Source organism: Photorhabdus sp. RM323S (genome assembly GCF_042879375.1).
Lineage (GTDB): Bacteria > Pseudomonadota > Gammaproteobacteria > Enterobacterales > Enterobacteriaceae > Photorhabdus > Photorhabdus tasmaniensis.
On record NZ_JBHFKZ010000001.1, the window covers coordinates 144,861 to 165,059 of the forward strand.

The 20,199-nt window shown below is 39.3% G+C and carries 14 protein-coding genes, 3 tRNA genes and 3 pseudogenes; 6 read left to right on the forward strand and 14 right to left on the reverse strand.

Annotated features, from left to right (window positions below):
• From ACGF7G_RS00575 to ACGF7G_RS00595, 5 genes are all read right to left on the reverse strand, one after another.
• Entirely contained in the window at positions 1-1,887 is a 1,887-nt protein-coding gene (locus ACGF7G_RS00575) for a non-ribosomal peptide synthetase (protein ID WP_133813732.1), read from the reverse strand.
• Entirely contained in the window at positions 1,865-3,085 is a 1,221-nt protein-coding gene (gene ccrA, locus ACGF7G_RS00580; RefSeq protein WP_207627271.1) for a crotonyl-CoA carboxylase/reductase, read from the reverse strand. Before ccrA ends, ACGF7G_RS00575 begins: the two co-directional genes overlap by 23 nt.
• A gap of 275 nt (positions 3,086-3,360) precedes the next feature.
• Complete coding sequence (locus tag ACGF7G_RS00585) at positions 3,361-5,058, reverse strand: ABC transporter ATP-binding protein (RefSeq protein ID WP_133813733.1); 1,698 nt, start codon at positions 5,056-5,058, stop codon at positions 3,361-3,363.
• Positions 5,059-5,608: 550 nt separating this feature from the next.
• Positions 5,609-6,535 carry a dimethylarginine dimethylaminohydrolase family protein gene (locus ACGF7G_RS00590; RefSeq protein ID WP_207627270.1) on the reverse strand — a complete coding sequence of 309 codons (927 nt, stop codon included), beginning with the start codon at positions 6,533-6,535 and terminating at the stop codon, positions 5,609-5,611.
• Between the two features lie 33 nt (positions 6,536-6,568).
• The gene (locus ACGF7G_RS00595) at positions 6,569-7,294 is read right to left on the reverse strand and encodes a phosphatidylserine decarboxylase (protein ID WP_387462844.1); all 726 of its coding nucleotides are present in this window, start codon (positions 7,292-7,294) and stop codon (positions 6,569-6,571) included.
• Between the two features lie 580 nt (positions 7,295-7,874).
• Here ACGF7G_RS00595 and ACGF7G_RS00600 point away from each other — a divergent pair.
• Both ACGF7G_RS00600 and ACGF7G_RS00605 read left to right on the forward strand, forming a co-directional pair.
• Complete coding sequence (locus ACGF7G_RS00600; RefSeq protein WP_387462846.1) at positions 7,875-9,257, forward strand: IS4 family transposase; 1,383 nt, start codon at positions 7,875-7,877, stop codon at positions 9,255-9,257.
• A 55-nt stretch (positions 9,258-9,312) separates the two neighbouring features.
• A pseudogene (locus ACGF7G_RS00605) lies at positions 9,313-9,522 on the forward strand (transposase); the annotation flags it as partial.
• Positions 9,523-9,654: 132 nt separating this feature from the next.
• On the opposite strand, the gene ACGF7G_RS00610 reads toward ACGF7G_RS00605, so the two are convergent.
• The gene (locus ACGF7G_RS00610) at positions 9,655-10,470 is read right to left on the reverse strand and encodes a transposase (protein ID WP_387462847.1); all 816 of its coding nucleotides are present in this window, start codon (positions 10,468-10,470) and stop codon (positions 9,655-9,657) included.
• 256 nt (positions 10,471-10,726) lie between these two features.
• Here ACGF7G_RS00610 and proS point away from each other — a divergent pair, with 256 nt between their 5' ends.
• Complete coding sequence (proS, locus tag ACGF7G_RS00615) at positions 10,727-12,217, forward strand: proline--tRNA ligase (RefSeq protein ID WP_133813738.1); 1,491 nt, start codon at positions 10,727-10,729, stop codon at positions 12,215-12,217.
• Between the two features lie 168 nt (positions 12,218-12,385).
• Here the strand turns inward: proS and ACGF7G_RS00620 are convergent.
• The 3 genes and pseudogenes from ACGF7G_RS00620 to argA form a co-directional block, all read right to left on the reverse strand.
• Positions 12,386-12,772: pseudogene (locus tag ACGF7G_RS00620) on the reverse strand (IS30 family transposase); the annotation flags it as partial.
• A 169-nt stretch (positions 12,773-12,941) separates the two neighbouring features.
• Positions 12,942-13,892: a Fic family protein gene (locus ACGF7G_RS00625; RefSeq protein ID WP_387462950.1), complete on the reverse strand. Its 951-nt coding sequence runs from the start codon at positions 13,890-13,892 to the stop codon at positions 12,942-12,944.
• A gap of 118 nt (positions 13,893-14,010) precedes the next feature.
• Positions 14,011-15,345 carry an amino-acid N-acetyltransferase gene (argA, locus tag ACGF7G_RS00630; RefSeq protein WP_387462850.1) on the reverse strand — a complete coding sequence of 445 codons (1,335 nt, stop codon included), beginning with the start codon at positions 15,343-15,345 and terminating at the stop codon, positions 14,011-14,013.
• Positions 15,346-15,589: 244 nt separating this feature from the next.
• Between argA and amiC the strand changes: the two genes are divergently transcribed.
• Positions 15,590-16,837, forward strand: coding sequence for an N-acetylmuramoyl-L-alanine amidase AmiC (amiC, locus tag ACGF7G_RS00635; protein WP_387462852.1), 1,248 nt, complete (start codon positions 15,590-15,592; stop codon positions 16,835-16,837).
• Positions 16,838-16,842: 5 nt separating this feature from the next.
• Here amiC and ACGF7G_RS00640 read toward each other — a convergent pair.
• The 4 genes and pseudogenes from ACGF7G_RS00640 to ACGF7G_RS00655 all read right to left on the reverse strand — a co-directional run.
• Positions 16,843-16,977 (reverse strand): annotated as a pseudogene (locus ACGF7G_RS00640) (DNA-binding protein); the annotation flags it as partial.
• A 205-nt stretch (positions 16,978-17,182) separates the two neighbouring features.
• A tRNA-Met gene (locus tag ACGF7G_RS00645) sits at positions 17,183-17,259 on the reverse strand.
• A gap of 63 nt (positions 17,260-17,322) precedes the next feature.
• Positions 17,323-17,399, reverse strand: a tRNA-Met gene (locus tag ACGF7G_RS00650).
• Positions 17,400-17,490: 91 nt separating this feature from the next.
• A tRNA-Met gene (locus ACGF7G_RS00655) sits at positions 17,491-17,567 on the reverse strand.
• Between the two features lie 220 nt (positions 17,568-17,787).
• On the opposite strand from ACGF7G_RS00655, the gene mltA reads away from it, so the two are divergent.
• Both mltA and tcdA read left to right on the forward strand, forming a co-directional pair.
• Positions 17,788-18,885 (forward strand): murein transglycosylase A, encoded by a 1,098-nt coding sequence (mltA, locus tag ACGF7G_RS00660; protein WP_387462952.1) that lies wholly within the window; start codon positions 17,788-17,790, stop codon positions 18,883-18,885.
• Positions 18,886-18,933: 48 nt separating this feature from the next.
• Complete coding sequence (gene tcdA / locus ACGF7G_RS00665) at positions 18,934-19,746, forward strand: tRNA cyclic N6-threonylcarbamoyladenosine(37) synthase TcdA (RefSeq protein WP_387462954.1); 813 nt, start codon at positions 18,934-18,936, stop codon at positions 19,744-19,746.
• On the opposite strand, the gene csdE is transcribed toward tcdA, so the two are convergent.
• Positions 19,718-20,197: a cysteine desulfurase sulfur acceptor subunit CsdE gene (gene csdE / locus ACGF7G_RS00670; protein WP_133813745.1), complete on the reverse strand. Its 480-nt coding sequence runs from the start codon at positions 20,195-20,197 to the stop codon at positions 19,718-19,720. The genes tcdA and csdE overlap by 29 nt on opposite strands.
• Positions 20,198-20,199: the final 2 nt, after the last annotated feature.

The following is a 20,199-nucleotide window of genomic DNA, read 5'->3' on the forward strand; positions in this document are numbered from 1 at the left end:
CTACCCCCTCTTTTTCCCGTGTATATGTTGAATGGCATTAGTTCTTGTTTTACGTTTGTTGGAAGGTCTAATTGTGTTACTCAGTTGTTCTTTATTATTGTTATTCAATTGCTGGTAGTGATTGCACAAGAGTCTAATAGTAGGAAACTCGAATAATTCAGTTTGACGAAAGTCATGAGATAGCATGTAGCGAAGTTCGGCCAAAAAAGAAATTAGGGTAAGAGAATTAGCACCAATATCCATAAAATTATCATTAACTCCAATCCTATCTAGGCCAAAACAAGCTGCAGCTAAATCGCTCAGAGCCGATTCAAGCTTGCTTTGTGGTGCGACATAGGGCAAAGGTATCTGAGATCTAACTCCCCCAATAGTTGGGAGTCTTTTAATATCAACTTTGCCATTTTGAGTTAGAGGAATATCTGTAACTTTCTTATAGAAAGATGGCAACATGTAGTCTGGTAGTCTTTCTGCTAGGTATGCGTGTAAAGTTAGGCTGATATCATGAGTACTACTTTTTGCTGTAAAGTAGAGTATTAATAGAGTTGTCATACCTGACTGTTTAGCTACTACAAGGCAATCCTCTACCAGACCAGAGTCAGTAACGGTAGTTTCTATTTCTTTCAGGTCAACTCGATAACCGCGGACTTTAAACTGTCGATCGCATCTTCCCTTATATTCAAACATTCCTTTATTATTTTGAGCACAGAGATCACCAGTTTTGTACATTATTTGTTGGGTTTTGGGATGTATTACAAATTTTTCTAGCGTTTGCTCTTTCATTTGGTGATAGCCTAATGCTAGAGATTGCCCTGTAATATAAAGCTGACCAATAGTGCCTAATGAAACAGGTTGAAACTGTTCATCAAGTAAGTAAGCAATGTTGCCCGGAATTACTTGACCGATTGGAGGCAAATCTGGCCAGCCATTTGGTTCGCCTTCTAGTTGATATTCCATCACCACGTGCGTTTCTGATGGTCCATAATGATTAATAAGTTGGCAATGGGAATGAGATTTAAACCATTGTCTAATAGCTGGTGTAATTTTTAATTGTTCACCAGCTACAATTATTTGCATTAGATCGGTTAATGGCTGGGTTGCATGTAACCCAAAAGTAACAAAAGGGATTAACATCGAAGTAGGTAAGAATAGACGAGTTACTGATCGTAAGGATATCAGTTGAATTAAAGTATGCAGATTTTTCTTTTGTTCGTCTGTGATAATTAATAGCTGACCACCGTAGCATAAAGTGCTATAAATTTCTTGAAATGAAACATCAAAACCTTGAGTGGCATATAGTAATGTGGTGCCGTTTGGTTGATGTGTTTTCCCCATCCAAGAAATCAGTGTAGACAAAGTTTGGTAGGGCACCACAACAGGTTTAGGTTTTCCAGTAGTTCCTGATGTAAATACAACGTAGGATGGTATTTTATCTTGCAATTTAATAGTAATTTCATCATCTCTATTATTTGCAGGAGACATAGGCAATTCATTGATACATAGTTGATTAGTCTGTTCGTTTAAGGTTTTCGCCAATTCTATGTTCAGTTGTTGGTTAACTAGACATAACGATAAATCGACAGAAGTAATCATTTGCTTTAATCTTTCAATTGGATAACTGCTATCTAGGGGAACAGCTATTCTGCCTGACATATGAATAGATAAAATTGAAACTATATAATCAATGCTTTTCCCCATTAACACGCCTACCATATTCCCTGTGCCAGTTAAAGCAATAATGCTTGCTAGGCGGTTAGCTCGTTCATATAATTCCCTATACGAGATTTCAGATGAATTCTCAATAACTGCTAGTGATTCTGGGTGATTATGGGAAATGTCTAAGAATCTCTGAATGAAATGCATTTTCTTATTTCTCCACTCGGCAGCCAATTCTAATTGCGAAGTTTCCTAAAGGCTCTCTATTTTCAAGCATGATTTGGTGTGCTTCCGGTAAGTTTTCAAAGTCAAAAACCCTTGTTAAACATGGTGATATTACACCTTGGCATACTAGCTTGTTGAATTCAGTGCATTGAGTTTGATTAGCGAAGTGAGAGCCTTGGAATCTTTTTTGACGCATCCAGTGATAACGAATGTCAAATGTACCTCTATATCCACTGGTACCCGCGCAAATTACTACCATTCCTCCTTGAGAACAAACAAAAGAAGATGTAGGAAAAGTATCTTCACCAGGGTGTTCTATTACAATGTTAGGATTTTTCTTTTCTCCTACTTGTTTCCAAATTTCTTTTTGAAAGCGTCTTGCTTCACTAACCCATTGTGAGTATTTAGATGGGTTGATCAGATCTTCTATAGGCCCCCAATGTTTATAATTACGTCTATCTATTATTCCCTTAGCACCTATTTTTCGACAGTAATCAGCTTTTTCTTGACTACTAACAACAGCTACAGGTATTGCACCAGCAGCATTAGCTAATTGAATAGCCATTGAACCCAATCCGCCACTCCCCCCCCAGATGAGTATTACATCGCCAGCTTTAACCGTATGGGGTTCAAAACCATGGAACATTCGATAGGCCGTAGCACCACATAGCATGTAGGAAGCAGCTTGTTCCCAACTTAAATGGCTTGGTTTAGGCAGGACTGCATGTTGCTTAACACGAGTGTACTCAGCAAAGGCTCCGAAATTTATTTCATAACCCCAAATTTTAGCTGATTTATCCATAATTTCATCACCCGATACACTACCATCCCACCAGCCACAGTGCAGCACTACTTCATCCCCTATAGCTATATTTGTAACGTTCTTACCCAGTGCTATTACAATCCCAGATGCATCAGAGCCAGCAATATGAAGTCCATTGTATGTTCCATATTTTTTCTGAAGGTTGACAACATCAACTGGGTATCCTTTAGCAGCCCATATGCCGTTATAATTGACTCCCGCAGCCATAACTTTGATCAAACATTCATCAGGCTCCAAGGGGGGTATAGATACTCTTTCTAATTCAAAGGCAATTAAGGGATGACCATATCTCTCAGGCCTTATTGTTTGAGCTAACATTGTTTTTGGTAAGGATATGTTTGAAGTTCTTAACTTCACATCTGATGCTAGTAAATTTTCGTTCATTCAATACCCACTATATTTTAATGTGATATAATTACATCAGTTAATTTTTATTTTCACTAAAACTCACTTTTTAAGATGCAGAGAATATACTTACCACAGAGTGATAAGTTTTATTTTATGATTGCAAACTTAATTATTTTTATTTCATTTAAAGATAAATAAAAAATCAAAACTATAAGATAATCAATTACTCCTTATATAGCTAATAATTAAGGGGTTTTATGCGATTTTAAGTAATAATAATCCAGATTTAAACCATTATAAAATATAACTTGTTATTTTTCTGTTTTTTTCTCCAAATATACCTGTGAATCCCCATCGAATGTAACTTCCCCATTATCGATTTTGATAACTCGTTCTGCAAGTTTGAATATACGTGGATCATGACTTATCATGAATACCGTTTTACCATAAACAAGGTTACTCATCGATTCTATAAAACCATTTATCTTGTTATTATCTAAATAAGTAGTTGGTTCATCAAATAATAATATCTGTGGTGTTTTAAGATATAATCGCGCTAATCCAATGAGTTGTCTTTCTCCACCTGACAAAGAAGAGCCTTTTTCATCAATGTATGAGTTTAGGCCGTTTTTTAGTTTATCCAGTAATTCATTACCACCGGCTTTTATTAATGAAGAGATCATGTCTTCTCTAGTTGATTCTGTGTTAGCGATATGAAGATTATCATATAAAGTACCTTTTATAATCTGAGTTTGTTGTGACATTACGCCAAATTTTTTCAACCAACTCTTAGTACCTATAGAGGATAGAGTATCACCAAAAATAGAAATAGTTCCTTCGTTTAATGGTGTTAATCCTGTCATGATATCAAATATCGTACTTTTACCTTGTCCATTATCACCAACAATAAGAATTCGCTCACCTTTTTGTATGCAAATATTTATATTTTTTAACAAAACATCTCTATCATTATAGGAGAAATTTTTTATATTTATATCAATGTTATTAGAGCTGTGGTTTATTATTGATTGATTTTGTCGACAAGGATTTTTTTTATTTTCGTCTAATAATTCTAAAGTTCTTTCTAACAATGACCTTAAGGAAGAAAATATATTTAAATGATTGCTATATCCTTTAATCGAATATGACATTAATTGCTCATAGGTGAATGCTGCGATAAAATTTCCAGGGTTGATTTTTCCATCCATTAATAATAATCCACCATACCAAAGTATAATGATTGTTGATGCAAACTGAGCAAAGAAACCAAGAGGAGTGGATAATGACATAAATAAACCTGTTATCCGTTCGATATTTTTTACTTTAACATTTACCTCGTTGATTCTATTTTTCTCTGATATTTCAGAATTAAAAATTTTTACAGTCTTAATCCAAGAAAATGACTCCTGTATCACTCCTGTCAGCCGAGAGTTATAAATTTGTAGGATTCTTTCATAAACAGCTACTTTATTGGTTATAGGTTTACTAATGAAAGTGACTGAACTAACTATCATTAATGTTAAAATAGATAATTTAATATCAATTAGGGCTATGGCAATAAATGGACCAATAATAGATAAAGTATCATAGAGAAATTTACTATATAAATTTCTAACTCTATCTGATATAAGGTAAGTATCGTTTTTTATTCTAAATGCTAGACTTGCGGAATGAAATTTTCTATTTATAGAATATGGGAATGAAAGAAAAGAGTCTACAAGCGATTTCCTCATGTTATAACTTAGTTCAGATGTGCTAATTGTTTGCATCCAAATAATAATAGTATGACTTATTACAATTAATAACGATATTAATACCAGCGAAATTATTAGTTGATTAAATGAAAAATTAAGAATTAGCTTGTCTTTCAATAAAAAATTAACCAGTTCTTGTACAAGAAATGGGAATGCAACCTCAGCCAAAGCAGCTATAATAGTAAAAAAAATAGCTAGCATGAATGGTGTTTTTTGTTTGCGTATAAAAGAATAAATAAATTTAATATATTTCATATGTTGTTCACAGTTAGGACTTAGATTCAGTTATAGCAGAATTAAAATAATATGACATATTAACCTAGTGGTAGTTTATATTTATTTATGAGTGTCTTAAACTTATATGTAACATGTAGTTACAAAAATACAAATCACCTCTGTATTAATAATATCTAAATTCAAATGACAAGGCAGCATTGCTTATGAGACATGTAGGCTACATCAAGTTATGCTGATTTATATATTATAGTGAATATTAAAAACCATCAATACGTCATATTAAAATGTAATAAAAACCTTCCTTGGAATATATCCTATGAAAATAAAAATATTTTCGTTTTCAATATAAATTGAAAATTTAGATAATTTTGTGTCATCCCTTATACAGCAAGGAGTAATGCTTGTTCAATTTGGTCATCATAATAGTTATATTTGATAATTATACAAAGTGGTCATTTTAATAAAAATAAAATGTACAGATGCTATTTTTTATAAGAATCTATTTCATGCTTTTAAATATATATTATATAGTAACAAAGTTAATTAAAATGACACGATAAAAATCACACTATATTACCTGTATTTTATAGGAGTATCTATTCAAGTGCATTACCATACAGGAAAGTAATGCTCCACTCTTCATATACTCAGATAAATTGAATAGTTTTGGTGTTAATGCCAATTTAGAGCAAATTTTTTCCAATTCATGATTTTTGTTCATCTCATTAATATAATCTTCTGTTCCTACCTTTAGATTATTAATATTAGATGAACAAAGAATATATTGATTAACTCTAACAGAATTACAGATTCCACTGTACGCAACGTCTTTATCAATACTGATAATATTTGTTACTTTTTCTAATTCTTTCAATTCATCATTATTTAATCCCTTAGTATATACGAGAGTATTTTCTTTATCTAATGGTAAAATTATACAATCTAAATGATAGAGATAAGGATCTTTTTCTTCTATTTTCACAATTTTAAGGCCAAATTTATCTTCCATCCAATCATAGGATTTAATATCACTTCTTATCCCATGACCACCTACAAATATATTGCCATATAAATGCTTTAGCTCTGCCTCACCTTCAAAGTGATAAGGTGAAACTTCAGTTTTATAACCTAATGATTCAAAGAAATTCACTCCAATAGGTGTTTCTGATCTTCTTATTTCTGATGAAAAATTGGCGACTATTGCTGTTTGATCTTCATCACCAATAATAATTCCCAAATTAGCAGTATACACTTGATCTTGTAGTTCCTGATGAGTATCAGATGGCAATAAATAAACAAGGGACTGTGATGACATAAAGCTATAAAGATTATAAAACTGCCTCAATGCAACTTTATTGTTAACATTGATTTCAGAATCATCAAGTTCTTCCATCCAAATGTTATTTCTTACATTTGTATTTAGTGAAAATGGAGGTGCTAGTAAAAAGACTGGCATTTTTATATCAGAAATAATATTAGGAGAATTCTTCATCATTGTAAGACCTTAATTGTAGTTTATAACATTTTATTATAGATAATTATCATTAATCCTGACTAACTTGGTTATACCACCTGTAACATGTTCTTTTTCAGTTACCAATGAAATTAGTTCATCATCATTAGTAACAGGAATTACTAAATCAACTTGTGAACCATATCGAATCATAGAAAACCTATCACCTTGATAGACAGGTTTTTTTTGCTGTATATGAAATGGTGTTATTGTATCAACATCATAGTCACCAATTTGTGCCACATAATACTCTTTATTGATAGAAGGAGAATATATTTTATTTATAACCCTTTGATTTAAATGCAAATAATCATCATGTATAAATTTTGGATTCTCTTGGTAAAAAATATTATTTTCCACATCAATCATAGGTAGATTGTTTGTTTCTAGGGGTTCATGCTCTGAATAACTAAGCATGCCATTATATGGCACTCTATTAACATGTACATCATAGCATGTCATAAAAATACCAATAACAAGTGAACGTTTATTATAATACTTATCCCTTATAATATCTTGGATGCTATATTTTTTTCCTTTTATTTCAACAATTGCTTCATCTGGGTTTATTATGTCTATATATATAACGAATCCATCCGCTGGAGATAGAAAATATCTATCATCAGTATTTATTGTTCTTGCAGGATCTCTGAAAAAACCTTCCTGAAAATAATTTTCAGGAGGTATATCAGGAAATCCATTAAATATCGATTTAATAGTACAATTCATTTTGTTATTCATTATTTTCTCTTGAAATTTTCATAAACAAAAATGTGTTATAACGAAAAAATTATTAATATATATATAATATTATCTTATGAATCATTCAATTATAATTTTTATTACACCCCTATTTTTTTATTCATACAAGTAAAATTTGGGAACCATTCACCAGCCCCCTATTGATAACCAAAATATGGCGAACATCGCTTGATCCGCTTTTGCCTGTTGCTTGATTCTTTCAGTCAGGTAATTTCTCCGCTCATGAAAACGAAAAAACACTTTACCCCTGAGCCACCTGAGGTGAGCAATATCAGAGAAGCACCTTTTCAACCGGTGCGATTTCTGAAGCCTAGGGGCGTCAGCGCACTATAGTGGCATCTCAACAACCACCGACTAAAGTCGGTGGTTGCAGATTATTGACAAAGTGCTTGTTTTTTATCCGTCACTCTATTTTAATTAAGTTCCGTTCACCAAACGGAGCTTGCCGCCATGTTAAGAACCTGTCTTTCCTACACAAATATTTTAACCCGCCCCCTCGTTATTGAACTTTTCCCTCATAGATTGATCTCAATAAAAAACACGACTTGAGGTAATCTTTATGTTTTCAACCTGCGCCGAACAATGGGCAAATGACACGTTTCAACATGCGGAATTAGGTGATAAACGCCGTACCAACCGCCTGGTGAAAGTGGCCTGTTCGTTGGCTAACCATATAGGACAATCGCTCGTGCAATCTCTTGACTCTCCTGCCGATGTTGAAGCGGCCTACCGACTGACCCGAAATTCCGCCATTGCACCTCAAGCCATCGCCGAAGCCGGATTTACCGCCACCGCCGCTCACGCTCAACGTTATCATTGCCTGTTAGCGCTGGAAGACACGACAACCCTGTCATTTTCCCATGCGTCGGTCGCCGATGAACTCGGCTATACCACCTCGAAGGAAAAATCCCGGGGCCTGCAGGTACACTCGGTGTTGTTATTTGCGCCTGAAGAACAACAGGTCGTGGGATTGATAGAGCAACAGCGCTGGTGCCGGGATGTCAGTGATTATGGCAAAAGCCAGCAACGCGATGCACGCCCTTATGAAGAGAAAGAGAGTGATAAGTGGGAACGGGCCTCACAAGCTGTCGACAGCCGGTTAGGGGAGCAGATGGCCAACGTGATTTCTGTCTGTGACCGTGAAGCCGATATCATCGAATATCTGCGTTATAAAACGAGCCAAAAACAACGTTTCGTCATCCGTTCGATGCAAAGCCGGCGTATTGAGGAAAGTCAGGATAAACTTTATGACTTTATCAGCCAGTTACAGAGTGCTGGAGAACGATCAGTTCAGGTCAGACAGAAAAGCGGGCGTCAGGCGCGTGTCGCGCATTGTGATATCAGTTATGCCGAAGTGACGTTGAAAATCCCCGAAGGAAAAAACGGTGAAGCGGTGCGGATGTTTTATGTTGGTTGCAACGAAAAAGGTCCGGAGGACGGGCTTTGCTGGCATCTTCTGACCTCCGAACCCGTCAATAGTCAGGAGGACGCCCATAAAATATTCAGTTATTACGAGCGCCGCTGGCTGATAGAGGAATTTCACAAGGCGTGGAAAACGGGCGGCACGCAGGTAGAAGCGCTGCGTATGCAAAGCAAAGATAATCTGGAGCGCATGATAGTGTTGCTGGCCTTTATAGCGGTACGGATACACCAGCTGCGTTTTATGGGTCTGCACAAAGAAGAGGCAGAGAAAGAGAGCTGTGAGACAGTATTAAGCCCCCTGGCGTGGAAATTACTGTGGTCAAAACAAGAAAAACGCGGTCCGCCGAAAAAAGCCCCGAGTTTGCATTGGGCCTTCATCAATCTGGGAAAACTGGCTGGCTGGTACGATTCCAAACGCACGGGTCGAGTCGGATGGGAACGACTTTGGGAAGGCTGGTTTCGGCTGCAAACCCTGATAGACGGCTATTTGCTGGCTAAATCGGTTGATTTGGAGATCTGATCAAGAGATAGGTTAAGAACACCGCCTCCCCCAAACTTTCCGACCAGAAACGTTCTCGCTTGACGAGCTGGTCCCCAAAAACCATCTGGTACGTCAAGTCGATGCCGCCATTGATTTCGAATTTATCCGCGAATTAGTCGCCCTGTTGTATTGCCACAATAATGGCCGACCGGCTATCGATCCGGTCATGTTGCTCAAGATGATGTTACTGGGCTACTTATTTGGTATTCCCAGTGAACGCTGTCTGGTACAGGAAATTCAGATACAATGTCTGCTGGCGACAACAGCCAAAATATCAATAAGATAGCGTTGCTAGTCGCTACGTTTTGTTATTTTTGTTGCTGGATACAGGAGGCGTATGGTACGGCAAAGGAAAAAATGGCGCATCGGTGGGCGCTCACAGGGGTCTAATGAGGAAAATGACCACAACATTTTTCATCATGAAAAAACAAACCCCGTTCTTTGGAGGGTGTTGCAAAAGGGTTGAGGTCACTTTTTCAAGCATCAAGTTAAATTTAATCACTGACTTTGGGCAGACTGTTATTTGTATGGATAACAGGCTAAAAATAATCCCTAATATCAGAGCCACTGCTCTTGATAAGTTATAGGCCATTGCATGCAAGCTAAATTCCAGCTTTACCGCTGACAATCCCTTGTGCCGAAAGCGTTTCAGTCTCTGAATTCCCCGTAATGCCGAAAATATCGGTTCTACCAGGCTCTTCCGTTGACTCAATATCTGTTTTGACTCGGATCTGGCCATATGCAAACGAAGCGTCTCCCGCCCTTCATCTTCCGGATAACGTTTTATTTTTCTTCCTCCTTTAGCCTTTGTGCAGCCCGTTTTCTGCGAGCATCCGGCACAATTGTCAGCGCTATAAACCCGATAGGCCCGCGTTTTTTCAGTGGCTTTCACTGTACTTTGCAGGGATAATGGGGGATGGGCAGGACAAATATAGCAATCTTGCTCAGCATCATAAGTAAATAATGATTTGGGATAGATTTTTCGTGCACTCTGTCGGTCTGAATTTTCTGCACAAAACAGCAAGCTCTGATGTTTCTGCACCTCAGCAATCACATCGTCATGGAAATAACCAGCATCCAATAACAGCTTTTCCGGGTGACCTCCTGAGAGAGTGAGATTCTGCGCCAATAACGCGGTCATCACTTGGATTTCACTAGAGGGAGGTTCCTGTTTTCGAATGAATAAGGTCATAAAAGATCTGCGCTTAAAAGAAGTACGCAGATCTTAACGGATAATACACGCCTTTTGCGACACCCTCTTTGAAACGAGGTTTGTCAGCGGTCTGCCACCGACTTTAGTCGGTGGTTGTTGAGTTGAGTTTCATATTGTTATATGTTTTTTGTTTCTGTTCATTGAAAATTTTTGTCTGAGAACTCTTCACATTGGGTCTTTTTAATATTTGTGGTACGATTTTTCATAACTTATCCTACATAAATAAAAAAATATCATGAAAACAGCAATAAATCCAACTAGACGCGAAAACTTCTCTGAATGGTATCAACAAGTCATTATCCAAGCTGAATTGGCTGAAAATTCTCCTGTTAGAGGTTGCATGGTCATTCGTCCTTGGGCATATGGTATATGGGAGAATATGCAACGTGAATTAGATCAAAGACTCAAGGATTCTGGGCATGAGAATGCTTACTTTCCTTTGCTTATTCCTTTGTCTTTTCTTCAAAAAGAAGCTGAACATGTTGATGGTTTCGCTAAGGAATGCGCAGTAGTCACCCACCATCGTCTAGAACAAGCCTTGGATGGTAAATTAGTACCAGCGGGTCAATTAGATGAGCCTTTAATTATTAGGCCCACAAGTGAGACTTTGATTGGCGCTTCACTATCTCGGTGGGTTCAGAGTTATAGGGATTTGCCTTTATTAATCAACCAATGGGCTAATGTACTACGCTGGGAAATGCGACCAAGGCTTTTTCTAAGAACTTCGGAATTCCTGTGGCAAGAAGGTCATACAGTTCATGCCACTAGTGATGAAGCCATGAAAGAAACAATTAATATTGTTGATACTTATGAAAATTTTGTCATTGATTATCTTTCACTCTCAGTAACTAAAGGAATAAAGTGTTCTTGGGAACGTTTTCCTGGAGCTGTAGATACTTATACTATTGAAGCGATGATGCAGGATGGTAAAGCTTTGCAGGCCGGAACTTCGCATTTTTTGGGGCAAAATTTTGCGAAGGCATCCGATATCCATTTCATCAATAAAAAAGGTATAAAGGAATTGGCATGGACAACTTCATGGGGGGTGTCTACACGGTTAATTGGAGCTATGATCATGACTCATGGCGATGATAATGGGATGATGCTCCCACCATTGGTGGCTCCAATACAAGTCATCATTGTTCCAATCATACATAGTGAGCAGGATGCTGATGATATATATGCTTTCTGTGATAAATTACGAAAACAAATTTCTCGAAAAAAATTAAAAGGTCAAAACATAAGAGTAAAGATAGATAAACGAGATGTAAATGGCGGAGAAAAAAAATGGTATCATATTAAGCGTGGAGTACCTATTCGTATTGAAATAGGAAAAAAAGAATTAGAGCAAGATCTGGTTTCCTATTCTTGTCGAAATAATGTTAAGGAAATAATAAAAATTGATACGAGTGTTTTTTTGAAAAGCTTGATTAAAATATTGCAATCAATTCAGGTGAATATGTTTAACAATGCTAAAAATAGAATGTTAGAAAATACAATAACTGTTACTACGATTGAAGAATTTAGGCAGATTTTTAAAGAGAAAAATGCAATTAATAAATTTGTCCTAGCACCTTTTGTTGATGACGAGAGAGTGAAAGAGGCTATCAGTGAATACAGTGTAAGTGTTAGATGCATTCCATTTGTTCAGCCAAAAACTGAAGCTACCTGTTTATTTACAGGAAAACATACCAAAACCTGGGCTTTATACGCAAAATCATACTAAATAACAGGAAAAAAAGCTAAATTATTAGCCTGCGGGGTATTTATATCGGAGTTAATGTAGCTTCAAATCCCATTCCGCCCCCCTCTGTCAGAATAATGGTCACCCCAATTAATAACACTGACAGAGAGGGGAATCTCGTGCTCATAATATGTGAATTCAAGTAACTCGTTAATCCGGAAGTAAACAGGTTCGTATCCCCTTAAATAATTCATTCGGTGTTTTCCCTCCCCGTGTTTTTCGCGGGCGATTATTTAATCGGTTTACCACAAAATTTATTTCCTGATCAGTGACTTCATTAAAATCCGTTCCCTTTGGAAAGTATTGTCTGATTAATCCATTGATATTCTCATTGATCCCTCTTTCCCAGGGTGAGTAAGGGTGAGCAAAGTAAATTTGGGTTTCTCATCTTTTACTTATGATTTCATGCTCTGCGAACTCCAAACCGTTATCGAATGTGATGGTCTTAACCCTCTGTTTTAACGGATATAATACTTTTACTACCGCTTTCGTAACTTCTGATGCCCGCTTGCTATCAAGTGTAACAATAATAGTATATGGCGGATTCGACTAATAAGTGCAATTTTTTGGAAAGGGGCCAGTTGCTATGTTAGGTAAATGCAAAATAACCGGAGTATAGAATCACTGATAAATAAATATCACATGACAGGATAAACAAAGTGGGATCCTGCTATGTGATATTCATAGGAATGCTAATATGGTTTTTTTAAAAATCTTGGTTCAAAATTTCTATATAACGGTTATAAGCATACACGCGATTGCGTTTTTGGCCGGTAAGTTCAGAGACCAATACAAGATCAGCCTGAGATAAGCGTTCCATAACCTTGCCAATTGTTGCCGGTGCCAGCCCTGTAAGTTGCACCAATTTATTAATGTTGACGATAGGATGCTCAAATAATGCATCCAATATCTGGCTTGCTGAGTTCTCCATACGTCCTAATGGCTGCAACAGTTTTTTGTGTTCACGGCGTAACTGATAAAGTTGTTGAGCGATATTGACTGCTTGTGTCGCTGTAGCTGCAACAGCATCAACAAAAAAGAGTAACCACACTTCCCAATCACCCGTTATGCGGACTTGTTGCAGACGTTCATAATAGATTTGTCTATGTTTTTTGAAAAAGACGGATAGATACAGAAAAGGCTGACTCAGAACCTTTGTTTCCACCAAAATTAAGGGAATTAATAAGCGTCCTAACCGACCATTACCATCCATAAATGGATGGATAGTTTCGAACTGAACATGAGCTAAAGCTGCTTTTATCAATGGATCTGTCGGCTCAGGAACATCGTTAATGAACTTCTCCAATGCGGCCCAACAATCAGCCAATTCATTAGCAGGAGGCGGGATAAAAGCAGCTTCATCAGCACGATGACCACCGATCCACACTTGGTTTTGACAGAACTCTCCAGGTCCACGGCTTATACCTCTTCCTGATATCATTGAAACTTTATGTAGTTCTTTGATTAAACGAAAAGTGATGGGATAGGACTCTTGAATACGTTGTACACCTAATGATAAAGCATTAACGTAACAAGATACCTCTTGTACATCATCCATTGGCACACCAAGCATCCCTTCCATTTCAAACAACATTAGATCGCTGAGGGACGATTGAGTACCTTCAATTTGAGAGGACATAACTGCTTCTTTACGGATGTAACTGTAAAGTGTGGTGGTCTAATAAAACCGGACACCCATTTAGGCGATCTGATCGATCGCCAGAAAGGACGTTTTCCCAATAGGATTGCGTTATTTTTCAACATTAATCAGCTCGTTACTGTGGTTCCAAATTCAACATCAGAATTTTAGAACGGCGCTGGTAGTTGTATAGCTCTTGTTTTTGAATCGGTAGCATTGAGATTTCTGCTGGCTCAAAGCCCCGTTCCTGGAACCAGTGAATGCTGCGGGTAGTCAGGACGAAAAGTTTTTCCAGCCCGAGCTGTTTAGCGTGATCCGAAATGCGGTTCATGAGTACTTCACCTTTTAAAGAGCTCCGGTATTTAGGATGAACGGCTAAACAAGCCATCTCCCCAATTTTCTCATCAGGATAGGGGTAAAGCGCGGCACAAGCGATAGTCAGGTTATCGCGTTCGATAATAATGAATTTATCAATTTCTCTCTCAAGTTGTTCTCTTGAACGGCGTACTAAAATGCCTTGCTGTTCCAGCGGACGAATAAGTTCAAGAATACCTCCGATGTCATTGATATTCGCTCTGCGTATTTGTTCCGCGCTCTCCATGACTATTTGAGTACCAATACCATCACGGGAAAATAATTCTTGAACCAGAGAACCATCTGCCTGATAACTCAATAAGTGGCTGCGGTGAACGCCACGACGACAAGCTTTTACGGCACTCCGTAAAAAACAGGCTGTACCTGAATAATAGTCACCTTCAGCTTCCAGTTCTTTAATCAGATTTGGTGCCTGATTAAGAAAAATTTCAGAGAGAATTTTTCCGTCTTTGCCCTGTACACCTTGAGTAGAACAGAAACCAATCAGTTTTTCAGTTTGTAGTTTGATCGCTAATTGAGTAGCAACTTCTTCAAATGCCAGATTAAAACTCTCGCCGGTGACGGAAACTGCAACAGGACCAATGAGCACTATTGCGCCATTATCTAACTGACGATTTATGGCTGCTTCATCAATACGGCGAATTTTTCCGCTGTGGCAATAATCCACGCCATCATCAACACCAAGAGGTTGAGCAATAATAAAGTTACCACTGACAACATTAATATTTGCACCTTGCAATGGTGTATTATTTAAGCTCATAGAAAGACGTGCGGTAATATCCAATTGTAATAAACCAGCAGATTGTTTGACGAATTCCAATGTTTTATTATCGGTAACACGGGTGTGTTTGTGGTAAACCGGTTCATAACAATGGGTTGCAAGGTTTTGTTCAATTTGAGGTCTGGCACCATAAACGATGAGCAGCCGGATACCCAAACTATGCAGTAATCCGATGTCGTTGATGATGTTCGGGAAGTTCTCGTGAGCAATAGCCTCTCCGCCAAGCATGATAACAAAAGTTTTGCCACGGTGTGCATTGATGTATGGAACCGAGTGGCGAAATCCCTCAACTAATTCGGTGCTGCGTTCTTTCATAACAGACTCTCGATTGAATTTTTATTCGTAATTTATGTATTTTTATTCCTTTTGAAAGGAAATGGCAAGAGGCAATTAAAACAAAAACATTGCGATATACATGTGGACGTGAATAATTTGCCAAATATAAAATGCTTATTACTGATGACAGCATAATGTTGGTTGGTTAGTATTTTCCACTTGGCTGTTTTTTAGGTGAAGGCCACTCTGAATATTGGTATTTTATGAATGGAATAAATAGTAGATGAGTCATTCAGATCTTAATCTGTCACGACGTCGCTTGTTGCAAGGAGCCGCAGCAATGTGGTTGCTTAGTGTCAGCCAGGTGGGTTATGCAGCGTCACCAAAAATTATTGCAGTTCGTATTTGGCCTGCATCCAGTTATACCCGTGTGACTCTTGAGTCCAATATTCCACTCAAATATCGCCAGTTCGTGCTGACAAATCCAAACAGAATTGTTGTTGATCTTGAAGGCATGCAATTGAATCATACTCTAAAAGAGATGGGGGAACAGATTCAATCCCGCGATCCTTATCTTAAACTGGTCAGAGCAGGGCAGTTTGATCCTAAAACCGTCCGTTTGGTGTTTGAAGTTAAACAGTCGGTCAGCCCACATATGTTTACTTTGAAACCCGTGGCGGAATTTAAGCACCGTCTGGTCTTGGATATTTATCCCGCAGCGGGCACGAATAAGGATGATGATCCGTTACTTGCTCTGCTTGAAGAGTACAATAAAGGTAATTTGGCCGAGGATTTACCTGCGGAAATACCGAAGTCAGGCAAAGCAGGTAAAGACCGGCCGATTGTTATCATGCTCGATCCTGGACATGGTGGAGAAGATCCCGGCGCTATAGGCAAATATAAAACCCGTGAGAAAGACGTTGTTCTGCAAATCGCCCGTCGATTGCGAACTATTATTCAGCGTGAACCGGGTATGAAAGTGTATATGACTCGTAATGAAGATGTGTTTATCCCGCTAAAAGTCCGGGTGGCAAAAGCACGTAAGATGCAGGCTGATTTATTCGTTTCTATTCACGCGGATGCTTTTTCTAACCGAGCTGCGCGTGGTTCTTCGGTTTTTGCACTTTCTACTAAAGGCGCAACCAGTAATACCGCCCGTTTTCTAGCCCAAACGCAAAATGAAGCCGACCAGATTGGCGGTGTAAGTAAAAGCGGTGATAAGTATCTGGATCATACTATGTTTGATTTGCTACAGACGGCGACAATCAATGACAGCCTTAAATTTGGCAGTGAAGTGCTTAAGCGCATGGGTAAGGTGAATAAACTGCATAAGAACCGGGTGGATCAGGCTGGGTTTGCGGTACTGAAAGCACCAGATATCCCGTCTATTCTGGTAGAAACTGCGTTTATCAGTAATCTGGAAGAGGAACGAAAACTGAAAACAGCGCGCTTCCAGCAGCAGGTAGCGGAGTCCATTTTCGCGGGTATCAAAGCGTATTTTAGTAATGGTGGCAATGTAAATTTATCGTAGCCCTGTTAGTGGGTAATGATGGGTTGAACTGCCAGGTGTAAGCCCATGACACACAGGATTGCGCTTAGATTTCTGACCTCCGGGTTGCCTTCAGCCGACAAGGTACGATAGAGCTGGTTAGGATTCAACCCGGCTTCCTTTTTTCCATTCGCGCCAATATTCACATGCTCGGGCTATGTCCGCGTCCTGCTTGCGTTTATCGCCGCCGCAAAGCAACAGAACGATAGTGAAGCCAGAAATGACTATAGGTGGATATTTGAATTGAATACAGATAGGCAAATGTGGTGGAGATAAAATCATCCAGAAATTGTTTTTGGAGTTTGTATGCTGAAACGCATTAAGAATTGGTTGCGGGGGCCGGATTTGAACCGACGACCTTCGGGTTATGAGCCCGACGAGCTACCATGCTGCTCCACCCCGCGTCCGTTTTGATACTTTTAATTCTTTAATACCTGGAATCTTTTAATACCCTGAATTGCAAAAATTGGTTGCGGGAGCCGGATTCGAACCGACGACCTTCGGGTTATGAGCCCGACGAGCTACCATGCTGCTCCATCCCGCGTCCGTTAAGAACCTACTTTATGCTTTCCTGCATCATTAATGCCTGACGGAATAGGTTCTTCATTCGCAAATATCGAACTACTTCATTGTGTTGGTTGCGGGGGCCGGATTTGAACCGACGACCTTCGGGTTATGAGCCCGACGAGCTACCAAGCTGCTCCACCCCGCGTCCGATGCGGGCACTATACTCAGGATCAGATCCGTTGCAAGTTTTTTTATTAAAAATTGTTTGTTTCGTTACTTTTTTGATTAGTTGCTCTGCATGTTGGTGTTTTTGTATTCGTTTTTGTCGCTATTTCGTTAAGTTATTTTTTTGTAGTAAGTTTCATTATTTTTGTTGGTTTGGTATTGTTCGCCGTTAGGCAATGTCGGTAAGAGAGAAGGCAGCAATGACATTCTGGAGTAAGTATTTTCTGTGTGGGATCGTGATTTCACTATTAGTTGGATGTCATTCCCGTCCAACAGCCCAGGGCCAACAATATAAAGATGGTCATATCACTCAGGATTTATTGCTGGTTAATCAGCCCAATGCTCAGGGCAGGCCGGTTAATGCTAAAGATTTTTCAGAACAGGTGATGCTTATTAGTCAGTCTGCTCCCCGCCTGTATAATCGTAATAGCTCAACTTTTGACGCAGTTCAGAACTGGGTGCTGGCTGGTGGTGCAACCAATAAATTAAATCTGTTTAATTTACGCGCTTACCAGATGGAAGGTGTGGATAATTACGGTAATGTCCAATTCACGGGTTATTATACGCCGGTGTTACAGGCCCGCCGCGTTAAACAGGGGGAGTTTAGATATCCCTTGTACCGTATGCCGTCTAAAAGCAAATATCATTTACCAAGCCGGGCCGCGATATACAATGGCGCCCTCAGCTCCAGCCTGATCATTGGCTACAGTAATTCTCTGATTGATAATTTTATTATGGAAGTGCAGGGCAGTGGTTATGTCGATTTTGGTGACGGTGAGCCGCTGACCTTTTTGGGTTATTCGGGTAAGAATGGACAGGCTTATCGGAGTATTGGCAGGCTGCTGGTTGAACGCGGAGAAATCGCGCAGAAAGATATATCCATGCTGGCGATTCGCAAATGGGCTGAATCGCACAGTGAGGCAGAGGTTCGTAAGCTGCTGGAACAGAACCCATCATTTGTCTTTTTTAAACCTGAAGTTTATGCCTCAGTGCGGGGAGCGAGTAGCGTTCCTCTGATTGCAAAAGCCGCTGTGGCCGCTGATAAAATGCTGGTTCCACCAGGAACAACATTGCTGGCGGAGATACCTTTGTTGAATAACGAGGGTAAATTTACCGGTCAGTACCAGATGCGCCTGATGATTGCACTGGATGTCGGCGGCGCAATAAAGGGGCATCATTTCGATATCTATCATGGTATTGGCGATGAGGCTGGTATCGCGGCGGGTTTCTATAACCACTACGGCCGGGTTTGGGTGCTGAAAGAAGAGCAGCCTACTATGCTAATGGTCAATCAGTAATTCTTTTCCATAAATTTTATAACAGGTTTTCAGGATTGATATTCAATGATGCAAACTTCTCTTTCTGATGCATATATGCAGCGCTTTGCGGGTACAGCCCGTTTATATGGTCAAAAAGCACTTTCTTTATTTTCTCATTCCCATGTTTGTGTCGTGGGTATCGGTGGGGTGGGTTCCTGGGCCGCCGAGGCGTTAGCTCGTACAGGAATAGGCGCGATTACCCTGATTGATATGGATGATGTCTGTATCACCAATACCAACCGCCAGTTACATGCTTTAAAACAGCATATTGGACAACCAAAAACGGAAGTGGTTGCTGAACGTATTCTGGCGATTAATCCTGAGTGTAAAGTCACTTGTATTGATGATTTTCTCACGCCGGATAATGTTGAAAAGATGATGGCGGTTGGATTCAGTTATGTCATTGATGCGATCGATAGTGTCAGGCCAAAAGCGGCGCTATTGGCTTATTGTCGTCGTTATAAAATTCCGTTGGTCACAACCGGTGGTGCGGGTGGGCAACTTGATCCTACACAAATTCAGGTTGTTGATTTGGCGAAAACGATTCAGGACCCTTTAGCGGCTAAGTTGCGGGAAAGATTGAAATCTGATTATCACGTTGTGAAGAATGGTAAAGGTAAGTTGGGAATTGATTGTGTGTTTTCAACTGAGCAGTTAGTTTATCCACAGAGTGATGGTTCTGTTTGTGCCGCTAAAAGTACTGCGGAGGGAACGAAACGCATGGATTGCGCATCGGGTTTTGGTGCCGCAACAATGGTCACGGCGACATTCGGATTTGTTGCCGTTTCCCATGCACTGAAAAGGATGGTTGCTAAAGCGCAACGTCAGGGCTCGCTTTAATATAATTTTTTGCGGCACTTTGCACGGTATGGATCAGCGATTTCACGCCGTTCAACCGTGAGCCGCTTAACTGTTGCTCCAGCCCAAGTTGGTGGAGCAGCGCCAACAGGTTAGTTTCCAAAACTTGTTGTGGTGTTTTTCCTTCCACTGCGGTCAATATCACCGCCAGCAAGCCTTTTACAATGCGGCCTTCGCTATCGCCATAAAAATGCAGGTAACCCTCTGCCAGTAATTGATGCCCTAACCAAACCCGGTTTTCACAGCCAGACATTTCGATATTCTGTTGTTTCAAGTTGTCAGGTAGTGCAGGTAGTTTCTTGGCTAGCAGGATTAACTGACGATAGCGATCTTCCCATTGGCGACATTGATTAAAGGTTTCAACCAACTGTTGCTGGCTAATTTCCTTGCCAAATGGATGTGGTACGGTCAGATTTTCTGCGGTTTGAGCCATAT

Bases quoted from the DNA above. Each gene is read 5' to 3' on its own strand.
- ccrA (WP_207627271.1), bottom strand. From the start codon at position 3,085: ATGAACGAAAATTTACTAGCATCAGATGTGAAGTTAAGAACTTCAAAC.
- ACGF7G_RS00585 (WP_133813733.1), bottom strand. From the start codon at position 5,058: ATGAAATATATTAAATTTATTTATTCTTTTATACGCAAACAAAAAACA.
- ACGF7G_RS00590 (WP_207627270.1), bottom strand. From the start codon at position 6,535: ATGATGAAGAATTCTCCTAATATTATTTCTGATATAAAAATGCCAGTC.
- ACGF7G_RS00595 (WP_387462844.1), bottom strand. From the start codon at position 7,294: ATGAATAACAAAATGAATTGTACTATTAAATCGATATTTAATGGATTT.
- ACGF7G_RS00600 (WP_387462846.1), top strand. From the start codon at position 7,875: ATGTTTTCAACCTGCGCCGAACAATGGGCAAATGACACGTTTCAACAT.
- ACGF7G_RS00610 (WP_387462847.1), bottom strand. From the start codon at position 10,470: ATGACCTTATTCATTCGAAAACAGGAACCTCCCTCTAGTGAAATCCAA.
- proS (WP_133813738.1), top strand. From the start codon at position 10,727: ATGAAAACAGCAATAAATCCAACTAGACGCGAAAACTTCTCTGAATGG.
- argA (WP_387462850.1), bottom strand. From the start codon at position 15,345: ATGAAAGAACGCAGCACCGAATTAGTTGAGGGATTTCGCCACTCGGTT.
- amiC (WP_387462852.1), top strand. From the start codon at position 15,590: ATGAGTCATTCAGATCTTAATCTGTCACGACGTCGCTTGTTGCAAGGA.
- mltA (WP_387462952.1), top strand. From the start codon at position 17,788: ATGACATTCTGGAGTAAGTATTTTCTGTGTGGGATCGTGATTTCACTA.
- tcdA (WP_387462954.1), top strand. From the start codon at position 18,934: ATGCAAACTTCTCTTTCTGATGCATATATGCAGCGCTTTGCGGGTACA.
- csdE (WP_133813745.1), bottom strand. From the start codon at position 20,197: ATGGCTCAAACCGCAGAAAATCTGACCGTACCACATCCATTTGGCAAG.